At 59.3% G+C, this 25,151-nt stretch carries 7 protein-coding genes; all 7 read left to right on the top strand.

Features of this window, described 5'->3' with window-relative positions; genetic code table 11:
* Positions 1–148 precede the first annotated feature (148 nt).
* The 7 genes from fadD26 to MUBE_RS03420 are packed head-to-tail and all read left to right on the top strand — an operon-like array spanning position 149 to position 25,150.
* A complete protein-coding gene (gene fadD26 / locus MUBE_RS03450; RefSeq protein ID WP_424399023.1) occupies positions 149–1,894 on the top strand; it encodes a long-chain-fatty-acid--AMP ligase FAAL26/FadD26 in 1,746 nt (581 codons plus the stop codon).
* The gene (locus MUBE_RS03445; RefSeq protein WP_116539479.1) at positions 1,891–6,738 is read left to right on the top strand and encodes a type I polyketide synthase; all 4,848 of its coding nucleotides are present in this window, start codon (positions 1,891–1,893) and stop codon (positions 6,736–6,738) included. The genes fadD26 and MUBE_RS03445 overlap by 4 nt, the downstream gene beginning before the upstream one ends.
* Positions 6,735–13,343 (top strand): type I polyketide synthase, encoded by a 6,609-nt coding sequence (locus tag MUBE_RS03440; protein WP_116539478.1) that lies wholly within the window; start codon positions 6,735–6,737, stop codon positions 13,341–13,343. The genes MUBE_RS03445 and MUBE_RS03440 overlap by 4 nt, the downstream gene beginning before the upstream one ends.
* Positions 13,340–18,820, top strand: a complete 5,481-nt coding sequence (locus MUBE_RS03435; RefSeq protein WP_116539477.1) for a type I polyketide synthase — start codon at positions 13,340–13,342, stop codon at positions 18,818–18,820. The genes MUBE_RS03440 and MUBE_RS03435 overlap by 4 nt, the downstream gene beginning before the upstream one ends.
* The gene (locus MUBE_RS03430) at positions 18,817–23,283 is read left to right on the top strand and encodes a type I polyketide synthase (protein WP_116539525.1); all 4,467 of its coding nucleotides are present in this window, start codon (positions 18,817–18,819) and stop codon (positions 23,281–23,283) included. Before MUBE_RS03435 ends, MUBE_RS03430 begins: the two co-directional genes overlap by 4 nt.
* An 11-nt stretch (positions 23,284–23,294) precedes the next feature.
* On the top strand, positions 23,295–24,290 hold the full coding sequence (locus MUBE_RS03425) for an ATP-binding cassette domain-containing protein (protein WP_116539476.1): 996 nt from the start codon (positions 23,295–23,297) through the stop codon (positions 24,288–24,290).
* Entirely contained in the window at positions 24,287–25,150 is an 864-nt protein-coding gene (locus MUBE_RS03420) for an ABC-2 transporter permease (RefSeq protein ID WP_116539475.1), read from the top strand. The genes MUBE_RS03425 and MUBE_RS03420 overlap by 4 nt, the downstream gene beginning before the upstream one ends.
* The last annotated feature ends 1 nt before the right edge of the window (position 25,151 follow it).

Below are 25,151 nucleotides of genomic sequence, written 5' to 3'. Positions count from 1 at the left end.
AGCTCAGATCGCGCGGTTTTCCAGCGTCGGGAAGTCGAGTTATTGCGATTAGAATTAATCGGGGGTTCACTAAGGTATGGGCACATCATGAACGTGGTCACGCCAATGAGCTGTCAAGCTGAACGGAAAGTGGTAAGGTGGTATAGTCATGACCTACTTTTCCGTCCCTGCTTTGCTGAAAGAGCGGGCTGATCAGCAGGCTGACACTACCGCTTACACATATGTTGACTACGCGTCAGACCCGAAGGGCTTTGCTGAGAGCTTGACGTGGTTGCAGGTTTATATGCGTGCTTGCATTGTTGCTAACGAACTTAAATTATGTGGCGTGCCCGGTGATCGAGTGGCAATTTCGGCTCCACAAGGACTGGAATATGTTATTGCATTCTTAGGAGCTCTGCAAGCAGGATTTATCGCAGTCCCTCTTTCGACACCGCAGTATGCCATTCACGACGAACGCGTTTCGGCAGTGCTACGGGATTCCCAACCTGTCGCTATTCTTACGACTTCATCCGTGGTTAGCGACGTGGTGAAATATGCATGTGAGCGAGACGGGTGGGATACTCCATCAGTCGTTGAGGTTGATATGCTTGACTTGGATGCCTCGTTCCCGCTGCCGGAGGTCCCCCAGCCTTCCGCTGGACCGGCTTATCTCCAGTACACGTCCGGGTCGACGCGCACGCCGACCGGTGTCATGGTGTCACACAAGAACGTTATCGCTAATGTGATGCAAAGCCTGAACGGTTATTTTGGTGATACCAAAGAAACTCCGAACGTGACCGCAGTGTCATGGCTTCCTCTGTTTCACGACATGGGCTTGATTCTTGGTATTTGCGCGCCAATGGTCGTGGGACGAAGCGCAGTGTTGCTAAGCCCGATGTCATTTTTGCGGCGCCCCGCCTGCTGGATGCAACTTCTTGCCACTACCGGAGCGTGTTTTTCTGCAGCACCGAATTTTGCCTTCGAGTTGGTCGTGCGCAGAACGTCTGATGACGACATGACCGGACTTGATCTCGGCGCTGTGCTCGGAATCGTCAGCGGCAGCGAACGAATCCATGTCGCAACAGTGAAGCGTTTCACCGAGCGCTTCGCTCGGTTCAATCTCAACCCTACGGTGGTCCGACCTTCATATGGGCTCGCGGAAGCGACTCTGTATGTGGCGGCTCCGGAACCCGGCACCGCGCCTAAGGCGGTCCGTTTTGACTACGAGTACTTGACAGCCAGTCAGGCCAAGGCCTGCGGAGCTGAAGAGAGAATCGCAACTGAACTCATCAGCTATGGATCCCCTGATACATCGGCTGTGCGAATTGTCGATCCGGAAACTATGATCGAAAATCCGGCCGGAACGGTCGGGGAGATCTGGGTACAGGGTGACCACGTGGCCATGGGATATTGGCGGAAGCCTGAGCAGACCGCGCGGACGTTTAACGCAAAGATCGTCAACCCTGCGCCTGGCACTCCAGAAGGTCCGTGGCTGCGGACCGGGGATCTGGGTGTCATGTCCGACGGCGAATTGTTCATTATGGGCCGTATCAAAGACCTGCTCATCGTCGATGGCCGCAATCACTATCCGGACGACATCGAGGCGACGATCCAGGAGATCACCGGTGGCCGAGTCGCGGCGATCGCTGTGTCGGACGACATCACCGAGCAACTGGTGGCGATCATTGAATTTAAGCGGCGCGGTGCATCTGCGGAAGATTACATGCACAAAGTCCGTTCAGTGAAGCGTGAAGTCACCTCTGCTGTGTCGAAGTCACATAACCTGCATGTGGCCGACCTCGTTCTGGTGTCACCGGGCTCGATCCCGGTTACCACAAGCGGTAAAATCCGACGTTCAGCCTGTGTTGAACGTTACCGCAGCGACGGATTCAAACGGCTGGACGTGAAGGTATGACGGCGAGCATTGGTGGCGAAGCCGACCTTCGTCGCTGGCTGGTCGACTACTTGGTGACGAATATCGGCTGTATGCCGGATGAGGTCGACTGTGATCTATCGCTGGCTGACCTCGGCGTGAGCTCCCGCGATGCAGTCGTGCTGTCCGGGGAATTGACAGAGTTGTTGGGCAAGCCCGTATCCCCGATCGACTTCTGGGAGCACCCGACGATCAATGCGCTTGCCGCATGTCTTACTGCTCCCGGCCCTGACTCTGAATCGGAATCGGTTCTGCGGCGCTCGGGCCGAAGTTTACTCGAGGAGCCGATCGCCGTTATCGGGATGGGATGTCGCTTCCCAGGGGGGATATTTGGTCCAGAAGCGTTGTGGCAGTTTCTGTGTGACCGTCGTTCCTCGATAGCACAGGTCCCCAATGACCGGTGGGAGCTCTTTGACGATGGCTCACCGGAAGTAAAGGCCCTACTCGCCCGTACTACGCGGTGGGGCTCATTTCTGGAGGACATCGACGCCTTCGACTCGGAATTCTTCGAGATCTCACCTAGTGAAGCCGACAAAATGGATCCGCAGCAGCGTCTGCTGCTGGAAGTGGCTTGGGAGGCATTGGAGCACGCGGGAATTTCGCCCAACTCGCTGCGTCGTTCGCAGACAGGCGTATTTGCTGGATCATGCCTGAGTGAATATGGTGCTATCGCTTCTACCGATCTTCCACAAGTGGACGGCTGGAGCAACACAGGAGGCGCGATGAGTATCATCGCGAACCGTCTCTCGTATTTCCTCGACCTGCGCGGTCCATCGGTAGCGGTTGACACGGCGTGCTCGTCGTCGTTAGTTGCGATCCATCTGGCCTGCCAAAGCCTGCGGACTTCGGATTCCAACCTGGCTATTGCGGCAGGCGTAAATCTGTTGTTGTCCCCGGCTGTATTTCGCGGTTTTGACCAGGTGGGGGCGTTGTCGCCGACCGGTGTTTGCCGCGCGTTTGATGCTGCGGCGGACGGGTTTGTGCGCGGTGAGGGCGCTGGAGTGGTGGTGCTTAAGCGGTTGACTGACGCTGTTCGTGACGGTGACCCGGTGCTGGCGGTGGTGCGAGGTTCTGCGGTCAATCAGGACGGCCGCTCCAACGGGCTGATGGCACCCAACCCGGCGGCACAAATGGCGGTGTTGCGTGCCGCGTACGCCAACGCTGGAATACAACCGACTGACATCGACTACGTCGAAACTCACGGGACCGGAACCCTGTTGGGAGATCCGATCGAAGCGCGCGCTTTGGGTGCGGTACTAGGCCGAGGACGTGCCGAGGGGTCTCCGCTCCTCATCGGTGCTATCAAGACCAACCTCGGTCATACCGAGGCTGCGGCTGGGATCGCGGGATTCATCAAGACAGTGCTGGCGGTGCAGCGTGGCCAAATTCCACCGAATCAGTGCTTTGAAAGCCCAAACCCGCACATTCCTTTTGCCGAGCTCCGGATGAAAGTCGTTGATAACCAGACAGAATGGCCATACACAGGGCATCCGCGGCGGGCCGGTGTGTCGTCGTTCGGATTCGGTGGGACAAATGCACATGTGGTGATTGAGCAGGGGCAGGACGAGGCTCCCACATCCGAGCTGGGGGTGAATCCAGCACTGTCGACGCTGGTGGTGACTGGTAAGACGGCGCAGCGGGTGGCAGCGACGGCGAAGATGCTGGCCGATTGGGTTGAGGGGCCCGGTGCTGAGGTGGCGTTGGCCGATGTGGCTCACACGTTGAACCATCACCGGTCGCGGCATGCCAAGTTCGGCACTGTGGTGGCTCGTGACCTGGTCCAGGCGGTGACCGGATTGCGGGCGTTGGCCGCCGGCAAGCAGGGGCCTGGTGTGGTTGGGCCGCAGGATGACATGCCGGGGCCGGGAACAGCATTTGTGTACTCGGGGCGTGGTTCGCAGTGGGCGGGGATGGGGCGCCAATTGTTGTCCGATGAACCGGCTTTCGCGGCTGCGGTGGCCGAGTTGGAACCGGTGTTTGTCGCCCATGCGAACTTCTCGCTGCATGATGTGCTCGCTAATGGCAAAGAGCTGGTTGGTATCGAGCAGATCCAGCTGGGCTTGATCGGTATGCAGTTGACGCTGACCGAATTGTGGCGTTCTTACGACGTACAACCGGACTTGGTGATCGGGCATTCGATGGGCGAGGTGGCCGCTGCTGTGGTGGCTGGGGCGCTCACACCGGCTGAAGGATTGCGAGTGACGGCCACTCGGTCGCGGTTGATGGCCCCGTTGTCTGGGCAGGGCGGCATGGCTCTGCTTGAATTTGATGCGGCTGAGACGGAGGCGTTGATCGCTGACTACCCGCAGGTGACGTTGGGGATTTACAACTCACCGCGCCAAACGGTGGTCACGGGGCCCACCGAACAGATCGATCAGTTGATCGATCAGGTGCGCGCGCAGAATCGATTTGCTACTCGGGTCAATATCGAAGTGGCCCCGCATAGTCCGGCGATGGATGCACTGCAACCCCAGATGCGTTCCGAGCTAGCCGATCTGGCCCCGCGGACTCCGACGATTCCGATCCTTTCCACCACGTATGAGGACTTCGGCTTGCGCCCGGTGTTCGATGCCGAGCACTGGGCCGTCAACATGCGCAACCCCGTGTACTTCCAGCAGGCCATTATGACCGCTGGAACTCACCACCACACCTTTATCGAAATCAGCGCACATCCGCTGCTAACCCAGGCTGTCACCGACACCCTGCACTGCGTCCAGCACGGCACCCGGTACACCAGCATCGGGACCCTGCAACGCGATACCGATGACGCCATCACTTTCCACACCAACCTCAATACCGCCCACACCGCCTATCCGCCACACACCCCTCATCCCGCAGAACCACACGTAGCTATCCCCACCACCCCTTGGCAACACACCCGCCACTGGATTGCTACACCACTGGCAAGCACTAGCGCGTTGCAACATCCCGACCGCGACAGGGCTGCGACGCATGCGACCGGAATCGGAAACACTGAGTTCGACGGCTGGAGCTACCAGCTTGACTGGCAGGTTCGTCCCCTGACAAATGATCCTAGTGTGGCGCGGGCCGACAGCGGCTCGTGGCTGGTGATAGCCGACGCCGGACTGTCGGACGAATTGGTCCGCTTGACTATGTTGGCCAATCCTGCGTCCCGGGTTGAATTCCTGACACCCTCGGTGCTTGAGCATGATCATGATGCGAGCACGCTGTACGAACTGCACAACGCTTTACGGGGTGTCGACAACGTGCTATACGCACCGCCGATATCGACTGAATTTGTCGATCCCGTCGATCCGGAGCCTGGGTATAAGCTATTTCATGCGGCGCGACGGTTGGTTGCCGCGATGGTCGCGGGTACTTCGAAACCGAAGCTCGTTGTCGTGACTCGCAATGCTCAACCTATCGCAGCGGGTGAGCGCGCCAATCCCGCCCACGCGGTGTTGTGGGGTTTCGGTCGCACACTGGCGCTGGAGCATCCCGAAATTTGGGGTGGTGTCGTCGATCTCGATGGGTCGGTGCCTCCCGAGCTGGCCGCGCGGTGCGTATTGGATGAAGTTGTTGGCCAGGATGAAAAAGACCGAGAGGACCAGGTTGTCTACCGAGCGGGTGTGCGTCGCGCACCGCGCCTACAGAGGCGAACCATGTCCGCGGTGTCAACGGTAAAATTGAGTTCGGGACAAGCGACCAGTCAGCTTGTCATCGGAGCCACCGGAAACATCGGACCGCACCTGATCCGTCAGCTCGCTGCGATGGGAGCTACGACGATCGTCACTGTGTCCCGTAATCCCGGCACTCGGCTGGCGAAGTTGACCGAAAGCCTTGCCGCAACCGGGACGAACCTCATCTCAGTTGCCGCGGACGCGACCAACCTTGCTGCGATGACCACCCTGTTCGATCGGTTCGGGGTGGATCTGCCTCCGTTGGAGGGGATATACTTAGCCGCCTTTGCCGGTCAGCCTGTATTGCTGAGCGACATGACCGATGATGATGTGGCCGTGATGTTCCGACCCAAACTGGACGCCGCATCGCTGTTGCACCGTTTATCGTTGAAGCAGCCTGTGAAGCACTTTGTTTTGTTCTCCTCGATCTCAGGTCTCATTGGCTCACGGTGGCTGGCGCACTACACTGCGACCAGTGCCTTCCTAGACACTTTGGGCTACGCCCGACGGCTGGCAGGATTGCCGGCGACCGTCGTGGCTTGGGGTTTGTGGAAATCGCTGGCTGACGCGCAGCAAAACGTATCCCAGATGAGTGCTGAATCCGGCCTGCAACCCATGATTGACGAAGTGGCGATCAGCGCGCTGCCACTGATGATGAACCCGGATGCACCAGTGCATTCGGTTGTTGTGGCGGCAGATTGGCCTTTGTTGGCCGCCGCATACCGGACCCGCGGGGCGCTGCGCATGGTCGATGATTTGCTGCCCACGTTGGGCGAAGCTCCGGTGCAGGAAAGTGAATTCCGCAAAGTGCTACGGAGCTGCCAGGTAGAACGCCGATACGACATGTTGTTCGACCATGTCAGTGCTCTGGCTGCCAAAGTGATGGGGATACCTCCCACCGAAACACTCGATCCATCGGCAGGTTTCTTCCAACTCGGCATGGACTCGCTGATGAGCGTGACACTGCAGCGAGCTTTATCGGATAGTCTCGGAGAATTTTTGCCGGCTTCTGTCGTCTTTGACTACCCGACTGTGTGCAGCCTTACCGACTATCTGGTCGCTAGCCTGCCTGAGTTCCTGCAAGCAGCAGCAACATCTGAACGGACAAGGGCTGACGTATATGACGAGTTCACCGAAGCCGAGTTGTTGGAACAACTTTCGAAAAGACTAAGAGGAACGCAATGACCGCCACGACACCTGATCGCCGTGCGATCATCACCGAGGCGTTGCACAAGATAGATGATCTTACCGCACGTCTGGAAATCGCCGAAAAGTCCAGCGCCATGCCGATCGCAGTGATCGGTATGGGATGCCGATTCCCGGGCGGGGTCAATAACCCCGAACAGTTCTGGGATCTGTTGTGCGATGGGCGAAGTGGCATCGTTCGGGTTCCTTCCGAGCGATGGGATGCCGATGCCTACTACACGGACGATCACACCGTGCCTGGCACGATATGCAGTGCCGAAGGTGGTTTTCTCACCGGCTGGCATCCTGATGAGTTCGATGCGGAGTTTTTCTCGATCTCCCCGCGCGAAGCGTCGGCAATGGATCCGCAACAGCGATTGTTGATTGAGGTTGCCTGGGAAGCCTTGGAAGACGCGGGTGTGCAGCCACACACTATTCGCGGGACTAAAACATCGGTATTCGTCGGTGTTACCGCCTATGATTACATGCTCACGTTAGCAGGCCGGTTGCGGCCCGAAGATCTCGACGCCTACATACCAACTGGAAATTCGGCGAACTTCGCTGCTGGAAGGTTGGCCTATATCCTCGGGGCGCGTGGCCCGGCGGTGGTCATCGACACGGCTTGCTCGTCGTCGTTGGTGGCGGTGCACCTGGCGTGTCAGAGTTTGCGCTGCCGGGAAAGCGATGCGGCGTTGGTTGGCGGTACCAATCTGCTACTTAGCCCAGGACCGAGCATCGCATGCTCGCGCTGGGGGATGCTATCGCCGGAAGGGCAATGCAAGACCTTCGATGTGTCCGCTAACGGGTATGTACGTGGCGAGGGTGCCGGGGTGGTGGTGCTAAAGCGGTTGGATCAAGCGGTGCGTGACAGCAACCGCATCCTCGCTGTGGTGCGCGGTTCTGCGGTCAACCAGGACGGCGCCAGCAGCGGAGTGACCGTTCCCAATGGGCCAGCACAACAAGAGTTGCTCCGTACTGCGTTGGCGTCGTCAAAGTTGGCGGCTGCTGACATTGACTACATCGAGGCTCATGGAACAGGCACGCCGTTAGGTGATCCGATCGAACTCGATTCGCTGAGCAAGGTTTTCAACGATCGAAAGAACAGTGATCCGTTGGTGGTCGGATCGGTGAAGACTAACCTCGGCCATCTGGAAGCGGCAGCTGGGATCGCGGGGTTTATCAAGGCGGTGTTGGCTGTGCAACGTGGGTACATTCCGCCGCATCTCAACTTCCATCGGTTGACAACACATGTCAGTGAGGCCGCAACTCGACTAACCATTGCGTCCGAAGGCCTTGAATGGCCAACCACCAGTCGACCTCGCCGGGCGGGGGTGTCGTCGTTCGGTGTCAGTGGAACGAATGCACATGTGGTGCTCGAACAGGCGCCGAAGCCGGTGGGAACGCCAGAACCTGGTCCAGAGCGGGGCCCTGTTCCGGTGGTGTCGACACTGGTGGTGTCGGGTAAGACGGTGCAGCGTGTGGCTGCGACGGCGTCGGTATTGGCTGATTGGATGGAAGGTCCCGGTGCTGAGGTTCCGGTAGCTGATGTTGCGCATACCCTGAACCATCATCGAGACCGGCACACTAAGTTCGGTACGGTGGCGGCCGTTGATCGGGTCCAAGCGGTGGCGGGGTTGCGGGCGTTGGCCGCAGGTCAATCTGCCTCTGGTGTGGTGGCCCCCCGTGACGGCGTTGTCGGTCCAGGCACTGTGTTCATCTACTCGGGACGAGGATCACAGTGGGCCGGAATGGGCCGCCAACTGTTGGCAGACGAGCCGGCATTTGCCCAAGCGATCGCCCAACTAGAGCTTGAATTCGTTGTACAAGCAGGCTTTTCGCTGCAAGAGGTAATCGCCAGCGGCAAAGAGCTTGTCGGCATTGAACAGATCCAGCTGGGATTGATGGGGATGCAGCTGGCGCTGACCGAGTTGTGGCGTTCTTATGGCGTAGAGCCCGATGCGGTGATCGGTCACTCGATGGGCGAAGTGGCTGCCGCGGTGGTGGCTGGGGCGCTGACTCCTGCCCAGGGGTTACAGGTCACTGCGACCCGGTCGCGGCTGATGGCGCCATTGTCTGGGCAGGGCACGATGGCGTTGCTGGAGCTTGACGCCACAGCTACTGAGGCGTTGATCGCTGACTACCCGCAGGTGAGCTTGGGAATCTATGCTTCTCCGCGCCAAACCGTGATTGCCGGGCCGACGGCCATCATTGATGCTCTGATTGACAAGGTGCGCCAGCAGGGAGGTTTCGCCACCCGAATCAACATCGAGGTGGCTCCGCATAACCCGGCCATGGATTCTCTGCAACCCCAGATGCGTTCGGAATTAGCTGATCTCACCCCGCGGCCACCAACCATCCCGATCATCTCCACCACATACGAGGACTTCGGCAGCACTCCCATCTTCGACGCCGAGCACTGGGTGACCAACATGCGTAACCCGGTACATTTTCAGCAGGCCATCAGTCACGCCAGTAGTGGCATCGGCGGTGATTATCACACCTTCATCGAAATCAGTGCACACCCACTGCTTATTCATTCGATCTGCGACGTCGTGTGCAGTGCCGTCGGCACAGCTGACGAAAGTGCTGTCAGTACAGGTTATCTGAGCATCGGCACTCTGAAACGTGACACTCACGACACCCTTGAGTTCCACACCAATCTCAACGCGACGTACGTTAGTCGCCCGCCCCTAACTCCCCACCCCCCAGAACCGCATCCCGTGCTACCCACCACTCCGTGGCAACACACACGTCACTGGATCAGCGCCACGTCAGCGGCATACCATAGGGCGGACACCCACCCGCTGCTTGGCATCGGTATTACTGACCCCACCAATGGTATTCGGGTATGGGAAAGCAAACTGGATCCTGATCTGCTGTGGCTGGGAGATCATGTTATCGACGATCTCTGTATACTGCCGGCTTCGGCTTATGCCGAGGTCGTGCTGGCGGCTGCGACGAACACTTTCCCAAACGGGCAAACCGTAGAAGATCAGCAGTGGATGATCTGCGAGCTTGATCTTCATCAGGTTTTGCACGTGACCGAAAACACTGTTCTCGTCACCACGCTCACTGGCGATGAGCAGCAGTGCCGGGTCGAAATTAGGACTCGCAGTGACGCTTCGGGTTGGACCACCCATGCCACCGCCACTGTTGGGCATGCTGAGCCAGTGCAGTCCTCGGATCGCCAAAAGCGTATAGCAACCCCGGCTGATGTTATGAACGAACTGGATCCTGGCGACTTGTATCAGCGGTTGCGCGGCGCCGGCCAACAGCATGGTCCGGCGTTTCAAGGAATCGTCGGGCTTGCGGTCTCAGAATCCGGTGTCGCCCACGCTGAGGTCCGATTGCCTTCGTCGGCCAGAATGGGTTCCCGTGACTTCTTATTACACCCGGTGATGATGGATATTGCGTTGCAAACATTGGGTGCTACCCGGATGGCGACCGATTTGGCTGGGGGACAGAGCGCTCGAGCAACATTGGTGCTTCCAGTACGTTTCGCTGGCGTGCATGTGTACGGTGATATCACCCGCGGTATTTGCGCAGTCGGGTCGCTGACCGCAACCGAGGGCTCGGGTCGGCTGGTCGGCGAAGTCGTCCTGGCTGATCCGGACGGGCAACCGCTACTCGTTATCGACGAAGTCCAGATGGCAGTGCTCGGGGCCGACAGCGGCGCAACAGAACTCACCGAACACCTATTCGCGTTGGAGTGGGAGCTTGCACCGCTGGACAAGGCGGCCTCGAGACCGTCGACGCAGGGTGGTCTGTTGTTGATCGGTGACGTCACCGTGGGCGATCCACTGTTGTCCGCGCTGCAGTCGTCGTTGCGCGACCGCGTGAACGAAAATGGGGAAGAAGTTGAGCTCGTTTCCGTTGACGATGAAGCGAAGCTACAGGCGGCAATCACCCGAACCGATATACGCTGGGGTGACATCGTCGTGGTGTGTCCGCCACGAGCAAGCGATGAGTCGCTGCCCGATCATGCTCAACTGGAATTAGCGCAGACGCGCACACTCCAGATCGCCGGCGTGGTTCAGGTAGTGACGCGAATGGGTGCTCGCAAGAGTCCACGGCTATGGATCGTCACCCGAGGAGCGCAGCAGCTCGACGTAGGCGAGTCAGTCACGTTGGCACAAACTGAGCTACGTGGAATCGTCCGGGTGCTGACATTCGAGCATTCGGAACTCAAGGCGACGCTGCTGGATATTGAACCCGATGGCACCGGCTCACTTACCGGCCTGACCGAGGAGCTGCTGGCCTGTTCACACGACGACGAGGTGGCCTACCGAGACGGACAACGCTACGTCAACCGGTTGGTGCCGGCGCCTATAACACCGAAGGGTGAACTGGCTGGCGAAACTCGCCGCACGGTCGTAGAATTGGACGGCTTGAGTGCGGTCCAGCTGCAGATCGATCAACCGGGACGACTGGACACATTGACGGTGCACCAGGTCAAGCGAGGTAAACCGCAAGGCAATCAGGTCGAGGTTCGTGTCGTCGCCGCGGGCCTCAACTTCAGCGATGTGCTCAAAGCTATGGGCGTTTATCCTGGACTCGACGGGGCTGCACCGGTGATCGGTGGTGAGTGTGTCGGCTATGTGACTGCTATCGGTGACGACGTTGATTCTGTCGAGATTGGGCAGCGGGTTATTGCCTTTGGACCAGGCACATTCGGAACACACTTGGGGACGATTGCTGATCTCATCATCCCAATTCCCGACACTCTGCTCGATCATGAGGCGGCCACGTTCGGTGTTGCGTATCTCACCGCCTGGCACTGTCTGTGCGAGGTTGGACGGCTGTCCTCCGGCGAACGCGTACTGATCCATTCCGCCACTGGCGGAGTTGGCATGGCGGCGGTTTCGATCGCCAAGATGATTGGTGCACGCATTTACACAACGGCTGGCTCGGATTCCAAGCGGCAAATGCTGTCCGAACTCGGTGTCGAGTACGTCGGCGACTCGCGAAGCGTGGACTTCGTCGACGAGATACTCGAGCTCACGGATAACTACGGTGTCGATGTCGTTCTTAATTCGTTGACAGGAGAAGCGATTAAGCGTGGCGTACAGGTACTTGCTCCCGGCGGCAGGTTCATCGAAATCGGCAAGAAAGATGTCTATGCCGATGCCACTCTGGGCTTGGCTGCGCTGGCGAAAAGCGTGTCCTTCTCCGTGGTAGACCTTGACCTGAATTTGAAACTGCAGCCAGCGCGGTATCGTAAACTATTGCAACATATTTTGGCACACGTCGTCGATGGCAGACTACAAGTGCTTCCAATAACCGAATTTAACCTGCACAATGCGGTCGACGCATTTCGTCTCATGGCTTCCGGTAAGCACACCGGCAAGATCGTCATATCAATACCGCACGAGGGCAACATCGATGCTATCGCGTCCCCGCCCCCCGTTCCGTTGGTCAGCCAAGATGGCGGTTATCTGATTGTCGGCGGTATGGGTGGTCTCGGTTTCGTCGTCGCGCGGTGGCTGGCCGAGCAAGGCGCAGGATTGATTGTCCTGAACGGACGTTCGACTCCCAGCGATGGTGTTATGGCCGCCATTGCGGACCTTACCGCCGCGGGTCACCGGATTGAAGTGGTCACCGGTGATATCTCCGAATCCGGCACAGCAGAACGGCTAGTGCACGCGGTCCAAAGCGCCGGCTTCCGGTTAGCAGGAGTCCTACACAGTGCCATGGTTCTCGCCGACGAGATCGTGCTGCATATGACGGATTCCGCCGCGAGGCGGGTGTTTGCGCCCAAAGTGACCGGAAGCTGGCTGCTACATCAGGCCACCGCTGCGCTCGACGTCGACTGGTGGCTGACCTTCTCCTCTGCCTCCTCGCTGCTCGGTACTCCTGGGCAGGGTGCGTACGCCGCCGCAAACTCATGGGTCGATGGTCTCGTTGCCTATCGACGCTCGCTTGGACTGCCCGCCATCGGAATCAACTGGGGTCCATGGGCTGAGGTAGGGCGAGCCCAGTTCTTCGCTGATCTCGGTGTTTCGCTGCTCACCGCCGAGCAGGGGCTAGCCGCGATGCAGACAGTGCTTGCCGCTGATCGCGCGCAAACCGGTGTGTTCAGCCTCGACGCGCGGCAGTGGTTCCAATCCTTCCCGGCCGTCGCGGGGTCGTCGTTGTTCGCCAACTTGCATTACACAGCAACCCTGAAAAACGGAGGGCGGCGCGGTGGAGGCAAGATCCGTGCACAACTGAACGCTCTCGACGCGGCCGAACGCCCGGGATGCCTCGCATCGGCGATTGCCCACGAGATCCGTGGGGTACTGCGTTCGAACGATCCAATTGACCACGACTTACCGCTGGAGATGCTGGGACTGGACTCCCTGATGGGACTGGAATTGCGAAACCGGTTGGAAGCCAGTCTAGGCATCACGTTGCCTGTTGCGCTGGTATGGGCATATCCGACAATTACCGACCTCGCGGCTGCATTATGTGAACGAATGGATTATGCGCTACCGGCCGAGGTGCAGGAGGCTACCGACACGGACTCGGAACTGTCCAAAGAGGAGATGGACCTGCTCTCTGATCTGGTCGAGGCCAGCGAGCTGGCCGTGACGTCATCGGATGGCGCAACGAAAGGCGAGTCATGACGAGCTTAGCGGAGCGCGCGGCGCAACTATCGCCGAACGCGCGCGCGGCTTTGGCGCGCGAACTTGTCCGGGCTGGGACCGCTTTCCCGACCGACATTTCAGAGTCAGTCGCGGTGGTAGGCATTGGATGCCGTTTCCCGGGGAATGTGACTGGGCCGGATAGCTTTTGGCAGCTGTTGGTCGACGGCAGGGATGCGATCAGCGAGATCCCGCCGGATCGCTGGGATGCGAACGCATTCTACGATCTCGACCCGTCGGTGTCGGGGCGGATGACGACGAAATGGGGCGGTTTCGTTTCTGATGTCGACGCTTTCGACGCCGATTTTTTCGGCATCACACCTCGCGAAGCTGTGGCGATGGATCCGCAGCATCGAATACTGCTCGAGGTTGCCTGGGAATCCATTGAGCACGCCGGAATTATACCGGATTCACTGAGCGGCACCCGAACCGCGGTGATGATGGGGCTGTCTTCGTGGGATTATACGATCGTTAACATCGAGCGCAGAGCCGACATCGATGCCTATCTAAGCACCGGAACTCCGCACTGTGCGGCAGTGGGACGAATCTCGTATTTGTTAGGATTGCGTGGTCCGGCGGTCGCCGTGGACACCGCGTGCTCGTCATCATTGGTGGCAATCCACCTGGCATGTCAGAGCCTACGGCTGCGTGAAAGCGACGTGGCACTAGCTGGCGGTGTGCAGCTAACCTTGTCGCCTTTCACCGCCATCGCGTTGTCCAAGTGGTCTGCGCTATCACCGACCGGACGGTGCAATAGCTTCGACGCCAACGCGGATGGATTCGTGCGTGGCGAGGGCTGTGGAGTCGTTGTGCTCAAACGGCTAGCCGATGCGCTGCGAGACCAGGATCGTGTGCTGGCTGTGGTCCGCGGTTCGGCGACCAATCAAGACGGTCGATCCAACGGTATGACCGCGCCCAACGCACTGGCGCAGCGCGACGTGATTACGACAGCTTTGCGGCTCGCGGATGTCACTCCCGACAGCGTGAACTATGTCGAAACACATGGCACCGGAACGGTGTTAGGGGACCCAATCGAGTTCGAATCTCTGTCTGCCACCTATGGTCGTGGCGAAGGCTCGTGCGCTTTGGGGTCGGTCAAGACCAATATAGGTCACTTGGAGGCTGCCGCCGGGGTAGCCGGATTCATCAAGACTGTGCTGGCGGTGCAGCGCGGACACATTCCGCGTAATTTGCATTTCACCCGATGGAATCCGGCTATTGATGCATCTGCGACCCGGCTGTTTGTACCCACCGAGAATGCACCGTGGCCGGCAGTTCCGGGTCCGCGTCGCGGAGCGGTGTCGTCGTTTGGTCTAAGCGGAACCAATGCGCATGTGGTTATCGAGCAGGCGCCAGACATGACCGCGCCAACAGCCGTTGGGAAGCCGCATGTTTCGGCTTTGGTGGTGTCGGGAAAAACAGCTATACGGGTGGCGTCGGCGGCCGCTGCGTTGGCCGACTGGATGTCGGGGCCGGGCGCGGCGGCGCCGCTCGCCGACGTAGCGTACACGCTGAGTCAGCACCGAGTCCGGCACCCCAAGTTCGCTACTGTGCTTGCGCGTGACCACGCAGAGGCCGTCGCGGGGTTACGAGCGCTGGCGTCCGGACAGCCACGAGTGGGAGTGGTAGGTTGCGATCAGCAGGCCGCTGAAGCCGGCCGTGTTTTTGTGTATTCGGGCCAGGGCTCGCAGTGGGCCGGGATGGGCAGGCAGCTACTGGTCGATGAGCCGGCGTTCGCCAAGGCAGTCGCTGAATTGGAGCCTATATTCGTTGCTCAGACCGGTTTTTCGCTGCAGCAGACACTTGCCGACGGCGACGAGGTGGTAGGTATCGAACGTATTCAGCCGGTGCTGGTGGGGATGCAGTTGGCGCTCACTGAGTTATGGCGTTTCTACGGGGTGACGCCGGATGCTGTGATCGGACACTCGATGGGTGAAGTGTCCGCGGCGGTGGTAGCCGGCGCGTTGACGCCTGAACAAGGCTTGCGGGTGATCGTTACCCGGTCTCGGCTGATGGCCCGGCTGTCGGGCCAGGGCGCGATGGCGCTGCTCGAGTTGGACGCCGATGCAACCGAGTCGTTGATTGCTGGGTATCCCCAGGTGACGTTGGCGGTGTACGCTTCGCCGTGCCAATCGGTGATTGCCGGGCCGCCGGAGTCGGTGGATGCGGTTATCTCGACGGTGGGGGCGCAGAACCGTTTAGCGCGCCGCGTCGATGTTGAGGTGGCCTCGCACCATTCGATCATCGATCCGATTCTCCCTGAGTTGCGTAGTGCGCTGGCGGATTTAGTTCCGCACACGCTGAGCATCCCGATTATCAGCACCACTCACGAGAATACCCAGGCGGTGATGGACGCCGACTATTGGGCAGCTAACCTGCGCAACCCGGTGCGATTTCACCAGGCTATTGCGCAGGCTGTTAGTGGTGTCGGTGGGTCGAATCGTGCCTGCCATTCTTTCATTGAGATCAGTCCGCACCCTGTGCTCACACACGCCATCACCGACACCGTCGGCGGGATCGGCGGTCATATCGTCACATCGGCGATGAACCGCGATCTTGACCAGACCCTGTTCTTCCACGCCCAACTAGCCGTCGTCGGGGTGACCGAGTCGGACAACGCTAACGGTCGACTGGTGGACTTACCATCCACACCGTGGCAGCACTCGCGATTCTGGGTTGCAGATCGATCAGCGATGTCGGAGCTGGCAACGATCCATCCACTGCTCGGTGTGCACATCGAGGTGCCCGGCAGCAGAGACCACGTTTGGCAGGCTGATGTCGGAACCGGCGTATGTCCCTGGCTAGCTGACCACAAGGTGTTCGGCCACCCCATCATGCCGGCCGCCGCGTTTGCAGAGATCGCTTTGGCGGCGGCCAACGAAGCGCTCGGTATACCCGCCCACGCCTTTGGGGCCAACATTGTGATCAACCAGTTCGAGGTCGAGCAGATGCTTCCTCTCGACAACCACACACCGCTCACGACGCAGTTGAGTCGTCACGGGGACAGCAAGATTCGGGTCGAGGTCTATTCTCGCTCATTTCACGGTGATTTCTTTCGGCATGCCACGGCCCAGGTTGAGTATGTACCTCACCATGTTGCGCAGCCGTACCAGCGAACATCCGGTTCTACGAACGGGGTAACCGTGTCGCCAGCCGACTTCTACGCCGTGCTACGGCAGACCGGCCAACACCATGGCCCGGTGTTTGCGGCATTGACCCGGATAACTCGGCTGCCCGATGGTTCTGCGGAAACTGAGATCACTGTTTCCGACGAGGTGCCCTGGCATCACGAATATCGACTCCACCCCGTTGTGTTGGATGCTGCCCTGCAAAGCGTCGGCGCTGCAATACCCGATGGCGAGGCAGCAGGGTCAGCGGAAGTTATATACCTGCCGGTGTCGTTCGAGACTATCCGGGTATACCGCGACAGCGGTCGGCACGTTCGGTGTAGGGCACGCCTGACCAATCTCGACAGCAGCGCCGGCAAGTTAGGCAAGATCGTCTTGATCGATGACGACGGTTATTTAGTAGCCGAAGTAGATGGTATCTATTTGCGACGTGTCGAACGCCGTGCGGTACCATTGCCGTTGGCGCAGAAGATCTTCGACACCGAGTGGGTCGAAAGCCCGCTCTTGATACCCGTGACTTCGGAGTCGGCTATTGAGGTGGCGCGCGCAAGTTGGTTGGTACTGACTGACTTGGAAAACTCGGCCAAATCCCTGGCGGACGAATTCATCGCAGGGTGGTGCTCACCGATGCGGCGGGTGCATACCGCCAACCTCCACAACGAATCGGCGATGCTCGCCGCATTCGCGGAGACAACGGGCGATCCAGAGTACCCACCCGTTGGCGTGGTCATCTTCGTCGGCAGTGCTGCAACCGGACTAGACGACGGGCTGGTGCAAGCGCGGGATTCGGTATGGTCGATCTCGACTGTTGTTCGTGCGATCGTCGGCACGTGGCACGGTCGATCGCCACGGCTGTGGTTGATCGCTGTTGGTGGTCTTTCCGTTCAGGACGACGAGCCGGGAACCCCCGCGACGGCCGCCTTGAAGGGTCTGGTGCGGGTGCTGGCCCTAGAGCATCCGGACCTGCGTGCCACCCTGCTCGATCTGGATGCCAGGCAAGCCAGGCAAGACCGGATCGCCGCGCTAACCACAGAACTGCACAGTTCTGTGAGCGAATCCGATGTCGATGATGTGATCGTGTGGCGGGGTGAACGCAGATTTGTCGAGCGGCTGTGCAAGGCCACATGCGATGCCAGCAAAGATAATCCGGTGGTTCGTCCTGGAGCGGCATACGTCATCACGGGTGGCCTCGGCGGCCTTGGTCTGGTTGTTGCCAGATGGTTGGTAGATCGCGGCGCCAGCCGGGTGGTCTTGGGTGGCCGCAGCGACGCAGATGAGGAGCAGCGCAAAATCCTGGCTGAGTTGGAAGTTCGAGCCGAAATCGTGCTGGTACGCGGCAATGTGGCGTTACCAGGTGTGGCCGAACGTCTGGTCGAGGCGGCAGGACGAGCAGGTGGTCAGTTGCGTGGCATCGTGCACGGTGCGGCGGTCATCGAAGACAGTCTGGTGTCCACTATGACTAGAGAAAATCTGGAGCGGGTGTGGGAGCCCAAGGCCACCGGTGCGCTGCGAATGCACCAGGCTAGCGCTAGCTGTGAGCTTGACTGGTGGCTAGGGTTTTCCTCTGTTGCTTCCCTCTTGGGCTCACCCGGGCAAGCAGCATACGCATGTGCCAGCGCATGGCTTGACGCTTTAGTCACGTGGCGCAAGGCATCCAGTCTGCCGGCAGCAGTGATCAACTGGGGCCCCTGGTCAGACGTGGGCGTCGCTCAAGCTTTGGTAGGGAGTGTTCTTGATGCAATCACGCCGGCAGAGGGCCTCGAGGCTCTCGACTTGTTGTTGGCCTCTGGTCGCACTCGTACGGGCGTTGCCCGGTTACGTGCTGATAAGGCTCTGGTTGCATTCCCAGAGATGCGCAGTATCAGCTACTTCAGCTGGGTGGTTGAGCAGTTGGACGCGGGGGGCGCCCTGGGCGATTGGGTTGGACCTGATGCGCTTACTGGTCTTGATCCGGCGGAAGCTCAGCGTGTGGTGGCCGAGCGGATGTGCGCGCGTATTGCGGCGGTGATGGGCTACACTGACCAATCAACGGTCGATCCTGCTGTCCCGTTGACCGAGCTGGGACTGGATTCCTTGATGGCGGTGCGGATTCGCAACGGCGCACGGGCGGACTTCGGCGTGGAGCCACCGGTGACATTGATTTTGCAAGGTGCGTCTCTGCTAGATCTGACGGCCGATCTTGTGCGTCAGCTTGGGTTAGCGGGCTCAGAACAGGAGCTTGAGAACACCGACACTGTTCGCGACCGCGCGCACCAGCGTGCGGCAGCGCGGCATGGAGCTGCGATGCGGCGTCGACCTAGACTTGACGTACAGGGAGGATGGAACCAGTGAGCACCCTCGACAACGCGATTGCGGTGGTCGGCATGGCCGGCAAATTTCCGGGCGCCAACGATGTGTCAGCGTTCTGGACTAACCTTCGGCGTGGCAAAGAATCAATCGTTACCCTGTCTGAGCAAGAGCTGCGCGACAACGGGGTCAGCGACAAAACACTGGCTGACCCGGCGTACGTACGTCGCGCGCCGTTACTCGACGGGATCGACGAGTTCGACGCCGATTTCTTCGGGCTACCGCCATTGGCCGCGCAAGTACTAGATCCACAACACCGGCTGTTCCTGCAGTGCGCCTGGCATGCGCTAGAGGATGCAGGCTGTGACCCCGCGCAGTTCGACGGCTCGATCGGTGTATACGGAACCAGCTCTCCCAGTGGCTATCTTCTGCACAACCTGCTGTCGCATCGTGACCCCCACACCGTCTTGGCTGAGGGACTCAACTTTGACCAGTTTAGTCTGTTCCTACAGAATGACAAAGACTTTCTAGCAACCCGAATCTCGCACGCGTTCAATCTGCGGGGCCCGAGCATCGCGGTACAAACGGCGTGTTCGTCGTCGCTCGTCGCGCTGCACTTGGCCTGTCTGAGCCTGCTGTCCGGCGAGTGCGATATGGCACTGGCCGGAGGATCGTCGCTGTGCATCCCGCACCGTGTCGGTTATTGGAACTCGCCCGGATCAATGGTGTCGGCTGTCGGCCACTGTCGGCCCTTCGACGTGCGAGCCGACGGCACCGTCTTCGGCAGCGGTGTTGCGTTAGTGGCGCTCAAGCCGTTGCAGGCCGCCATCGATGCGGGCGACCGAATTCACGCTGTTATCCGCGGGTCGGCGATCAACAACGATGGATCCATGAAAATGGGTTATGCAGCGCCTAATCCGGCCGCTCAAGCAGATGTCATCGCGGAAGCCCATGCGGTTGCCGGCGTCGATTCGTCGACCGTAAGCTATGTCGAGACCCATGGAACCGGCACCCCACTCGGTGACCCCATCGAAATCCAAGGGCTCAAAACGGCATTCGAAGTGTCGCAGACACCCCGCCCGGGCCCATGTGTGCTGGGTTCAGTCAAATCGAACATCGGTCACTTGGAGGTCGCTGCTGGAATTGCGAGTCTGGTCAAAACGATTCTGTGTCTGAAGAACAAAGCTATTCCTGCGACGCTGCACTACACCAGTCCGAATCCGGAACTACGTCTGGATCAAACTACATTCGTCGTGCAAAGCAAGTACGGCCCATGGGAGTGGGACGGCGTGCGTCGGGCCGGGGTCAGCTCGTTTGGGGTCGGTGGTACCAACGTCCACGTCGTCTTGGAAGAAGCACCAGTAGAGGAATCTGTCACTATCACGCCAACCGTACCCCAGGTGATCCTGTTGTCGGCACAAACCGCCGCGGCGCTTGGCCAATCACGGGCCGCCCTGGCCGCGGTGTTGGAAAAGTCAAGCGGCCCGGACCTGTCCGATGTCGCTTATACGTTGGCCGGGCGCCGCAAGCACAGGATCACGATGGCCGCGGTCGTTCATGACCGAGAGCATGCGGTCACGGTTCTGCGAGCGGCCGAGCACGACAATGTTTTCGTTGGCGAATCCGGTGCCGATGCTGAGCGAGGTGCCGCCGACACTGTCACAACTATTGCCTTGGGATCAGACCGCGTCGTTTTCCTGTTTCCTGGGCAGGGTGCTCAGCATGTCGAAATGGCTAAAGGACTCTACGACACCGAGTCCGTCTTCGCCGAACACTTCGACACCTGCGCTGCCGGATTCCGCGAAGCGATGGGCGGCCTGGACTTGCACTCGGTGATATTCAACGGCACTACAACGGATTTGGAGCGCATCGACCGCTCGCAACCGGCGCTGTTCACGGTGGAATATGCACTGGCGAAGTTGGTTAACAGTTACGGTGTAAGTGCCGGAGCATACATCGGATACAGCACCGGCGAATATATCGCAGCCACCTTGGCTGGGGTATTCGACCTCGAGACGGCGATCAAAACAGTGTCGTTGCGTGCTCGCTTGATGCGCGAGTCGCCGCCGGGGGCCATGATTGCGGTGGCGCTGGGTCCCGACAACATCACCGAGTACCTAACAGAGTATGCGGTCAAGGGTGTCGAGCTGTCCGCCGTGAACGATCCCAGTAACTGCGTGGTCGCCGGCCCCAAAGACCAGATTCGCGCGTTCAGCCAACGTCTTAACGAGGCGGAGATACCTGTCCGGCGAGTCCGCGCCACTCATGCGTTCCATACCAGCTCGATGGATCCCATGCTGGGAGAATTTTCCGAATTCCTGTCCCGTCAACAGCTCCATGTTCCGTGCACGCCACTGTTGAGCAACCTCACTGGAACCTGGATGTCTGAACAGCAGGTCACCGATCCTGAAAGTTGGGCACGTCAGATAAGTTCCACGATCCGCTTCGCCGACGAGCTTGATGTGGTGCTGTCGCAACCAGGTCGAGTCCTGGTCGAGGTCGGTCCCGGTGGCAGCCTGACCGGTTCGGCGATGCGTCAACCGAAGTGGTCAAGTGGGCATCGCACCGTTCGGCTCATGCGTCACCCGCTTCAGAACACCGATGACCGCGATACTTTCCTGCGTGCGCTGGGCGAACTTTGGTCGGCTGGAATCGAGGTCGACTGGACATCGCGGCGTTCAACTAGGCCGCATCTCGTTTCCTTGCCTGGCTATCCGTTTGCCCGCCAGCGACATTGGGTGGAACCCAATCACACGGTTTGGACGCAAGCTCTCGGCGTATGCAGCGACTCAGCGGCTGGCTCCACCACCGGTGATGGGGCGCCTAACGGGGAGTCACAGACTGAGGCCACATTGCAGCGTATCTGGTCACAGTGTTTAGGTGTCAGCTCGGTCGATCGTAACGCTAATTTCTTTGATCTCGGCGGCGATTCCCTGATGGCGATCAGTATCTCGATGGCCGCGGCCAACGAAGGTTTGACCATCACACCGCAAGATATGTATGAACATCCGACTCTGGCCTCGTTAACGGCAGCCGTCGATGCTTTATTTGCATCGAGCGGGTTGGCGAAACCGCCGGAGGCTGAAGCACATCCGGCGGTTCCACCGAACATCGCTTACTTCCTTGAGCGGGGATTGCGCGACAGTGGTCGCTGGAGTGTCCCGCTGATCCTGCGGTTAGACCCCGGGATAGGGTCAGATGACATTCGAGCCGTGTTGACCGCGGTGGTCAACCATCACGAGGCGTTACGTCTCAACCTCGTTGAGAACGACGGAATGTGGGAGCAGCATATCGCGGCAACCGGAGAATTCACCCGGCTCTCGATTCAGTCGCTTCCCGATGGTGTAGCTGCCGGCAGTGCAGAGGAACGAGCCGCGGTGTCTGGAATCCTGGCTGAACTCCTTGCTGGTCAAAGTGATTCTAACGAGCTGATGACCGCGGTACAGATCACTACCGCCCACGGTGGTTCGCACTACCTCGGTCTTGCTGTGCACCATATCGCCATCGACGACACATCGTACCGAATTCTGAACACCGACATCATCACTGCATTTGGGCAACGACTGGCCGGCGAGGAGATCACTCTGGAACCGGTCACCACCGGGTGGCGAGAATGGTCGTTGCGCTGTGCAGCCCTCGCTACGCATCCGGCAGCTCTCGATACTCGCTCCTTCTGGATTGAGAATTCGAACAAGGTGAATTTGTGGTTGGCCGATGCCTCGACCAATACAGATGGCACTCAACCTCCCGGCCCCGACGATCTGACCAAGGTGTCGTGCATATTAAGCGTCGAACAGACATCCGAGCTGGATGATGCCCGGCGCAGATTCCGGCGGTCGATTCAGGTGATCATGTTGGCCGCGCTTGGTCGCACAATTGCCCAGACAGTCGGTGATGGTGTGGTCGCCATAGAGCTTGAGGGCGAAGGCCGCTCGGTGCTGCGGCCGGACGTCGACGTGCGTAGAACGATCGGCTGGTTCACTAACTACTATCCAGTTCCGCTGACCTGCGCAAAGGGCCAGGGCGCGCTTGTGCAGCTAGACGCTATTCACAACACTCTTAAATCCGTTCCGCACTACGGAATTGGATACGGGCTGCTGCGGTATATGTGCGCACCGACCGGACGCGTGCTCAGTACGCAGCGCACGCCTGACATCCACTTCCGGTACGTGGGTGTAGTCCCTGATCCGCCGTCGGTCGATGCTCCGGTACAGTCCGACTCGGATATGACGCTTCCGGTGCGACAACCGATCCCCGGAATGGGTCATGCTATTGAACTTCGGGCCTATCGATACAGCGGCTCACTGCATCTCGATTGGTGGTACGACGTCCGCCGGATCCCCCAGGCAACGACAGAAGCACTCGCGCAGTCTTTCCCGGCCACGCTTAGCAAACTGATCCAGGAAGGCATCGCGACGACGCAGCAAGACGAGCAAAAAGCTAGTGAAATGGTTGGGTTGTCCCAAACTGGCGGCCTGGTGGACTTGTCGAACCTGGATGACGGCTGAGGAGAATCAGGATGCGCAACAACGATAAAGCTGTGACGGTTCGCAAGGTTCGCAAGACTTACGGCAAAGGCAAGATTGTGGCCCTGGATGATGTAAGTTTCGACGTGGACCGCGGTGAAGTGATCGGTCTACTTGGCCCGAACGGGGCCGGCAAGACGACCATGGTGGACATCTTGTCGACGCTGACCCAGCCGGATAGCGGCTTGGCAACTGTTGCCGGCTATAATGTCGTTTCCGACCCAGCCTATGTGCGCCGCTCGATCATGGTAACCGGCCAACAAGTGGCCGTCGATGACGCGCTTTCCGGTGAGCAGAACTTGGTGTTGTTTGGGCGTCTGTATGGGTTAAACAAGTCCGCGGCACGCAAGCGGGCAGCCGAACTGCTCGAGCAATTTAGCCTGATACACGCTGGGAAGCGGAAGGTGAGTACGTATTCCGGCGGGATGCGCCGCCGGATAGACATCGCGTGCGGATTGGTGGTCCAACCCCAAGTGGCGTTCTTAGATGAGCCCACCACCGGGTTGGATCCCAGGAGCCGACAAGCTATTTGGGATCTGGTGGTCAGCTTTAAGAAGCTTGGCATCGCCACGTTGTTGACCACGCAGTATCTTGAGGAGGCGGATGCACTCAGTGACAGGATCATCCTGATCGATCACGGTACGATCATCGCCGAGGGGACCGCGAATGAGCTCAAGCACCGCGCTGGCGACACCTTCTGCGAAATAGTGCCGCGTGACCTAAAGGATCTGGACACTATTGTCGTAGCGTTAGGGTCGTTGTTGCCCGAGCACAGTAGGGCGATGTTGTCGCCCGAATCGGACCGGATTGCAATGCCGGCGCCAGACGGCGCGCGTACGCTCATCGAGGCTGCGCGCCGGCTCGACGAGGCGAATATTGAGTTGGCCGACATCGCGCTGTGTCGCCCGTCTCTCGATGACGTATTTTTGTCCATGACAACGGATCCCAGCGAATCACTGAGCCATGTAGCGTTGAGGGTCATGCGATGAGCGCCCCTGCCTTAGATTCGGCCGCAGCTCCGATGTGCGAGCGGCCAAGAACGAACATTGAGAAGCCACGCTTATCGATGCGCCGGCAGTGGTGGGTACTCTTCACACGCTTTGCCGCGCCGGGTCTGCGTAACGGTGAGAAGATCACTACGATCGGCGCACCGATAGTTTTCATGGTGGGTTTCACTATACCGTTCGCCATACCGTGGAACCGTTTCGTGGGGGGCGCAGGCGTCGCGAGCAACTTGTTCCAATACATCACGCCGGTAGTCACACTCCAGGCCGTCGCGTTCGTCGCCATTACCTCAGCCTTCCGTGCAGCAACTGATTCGCTGCTAGGCATCAATCGACGGTTTAGGTCTATGCCGATCGCCCCGCTGACACCGGTGTTTGCTCGCGTGTCAGTCAGTGTGCACCGGTGCTGCTGGGGTTTGGCGGTATCGGTTGTATGGGCACATGGTGGCGGATTCCGGTTCCATCGCGGACCTCTCTGTATCGTCGGTTTCTGCGTGTTGGTGCTCGCGATCGGGGCATTACTGTCATTTGCCGGTGATTTGGTTGGCACCGCCACCAGGAACCCCGATGCGATGCTGCCGCTGTTGACCTTGCCTATTTTGATCTTCGGACTGCTTTCCGTTGGTCTCATGCCTTTAAAGCTGTTTCCGCGTTGGATCCACCCCTTTGTCCGTAACCAACCGGTTTCTCAGTTCGTGGACGCGCTGCGCGCACTGGCCGGGGATACCATTAAGTCCGCTCTACCGGTGACATGGCCCATCATGGCACCGACGTTGGCATGGTTGTTCGGTTTTCTGGTGGTTCTGGTGTTCTCGTCCTTCGTTGTTTTGTCCAAGAGGCCATGAC

It is taken from the genome of Mycobacterium uberis (assembly GCF_003408705.1).
Taxonomy (GTDB): domain Bacteria; phylum Actinomycetota; class Actinomycetes; order Mycobacteriales; family Mycobacteriaceae; genus Mycobacterium; species Mycobacterium uberis.
The sequence above is the reverse complement of the archived record's forward strand: the minus strand, read 5'-3'. Positions and strand labels throughout refer to the sequence as shown.

What these genes read in the sequence shown, in the direction of transcription:
- MUBE_RS03420 (WP_116539475.1), top strand. Translation starts at nt 24,287, where the DNA reads ATGAGCGCCCCTGCCTTAGATTCGGCCGCAGCTCCGATGTGCGAGCGG.
- MUBE_RS03435 (WP_116539477.1), top strand. Translation starts at nt 13,340, where the DNA reads ATGACGAGCTTAGCGGAGCGCGCGGCGCAACTATCGCCGAACGCGCGC.
- MUBE_RS03445 (WP_116539479.1), top strand. Translation starts at nt 1,891, where the DNA reads ATGACGGCGAGCATTGGTGGCGAAGCCGACCTTCGTCGCTGGCTGGTC.
- fadD26 (WP_424399023.1), top strand. Translation starts at nt 149, where the DNA reads ATGACCTACTTTTCCGTCCCTGCTTTGCTGAAAGAGCGGGCTGATCAG.
- MUBE_RS03440 (WP_116539478.1), top strand. Translation starts at nt 6,735, where the DNA reads ATGACCGCCACGACACCTGATCGCCGTGCGATCATCACCGAGGCGTTG.
- MUBE_RS03425 (WP_116539476.1), top strand. Translation starts at nt 23,295, where the DNA reads ATGCGCAACAACGATAAAGCTGTGACGGTTCGCAAGGTTCGCAAGACT.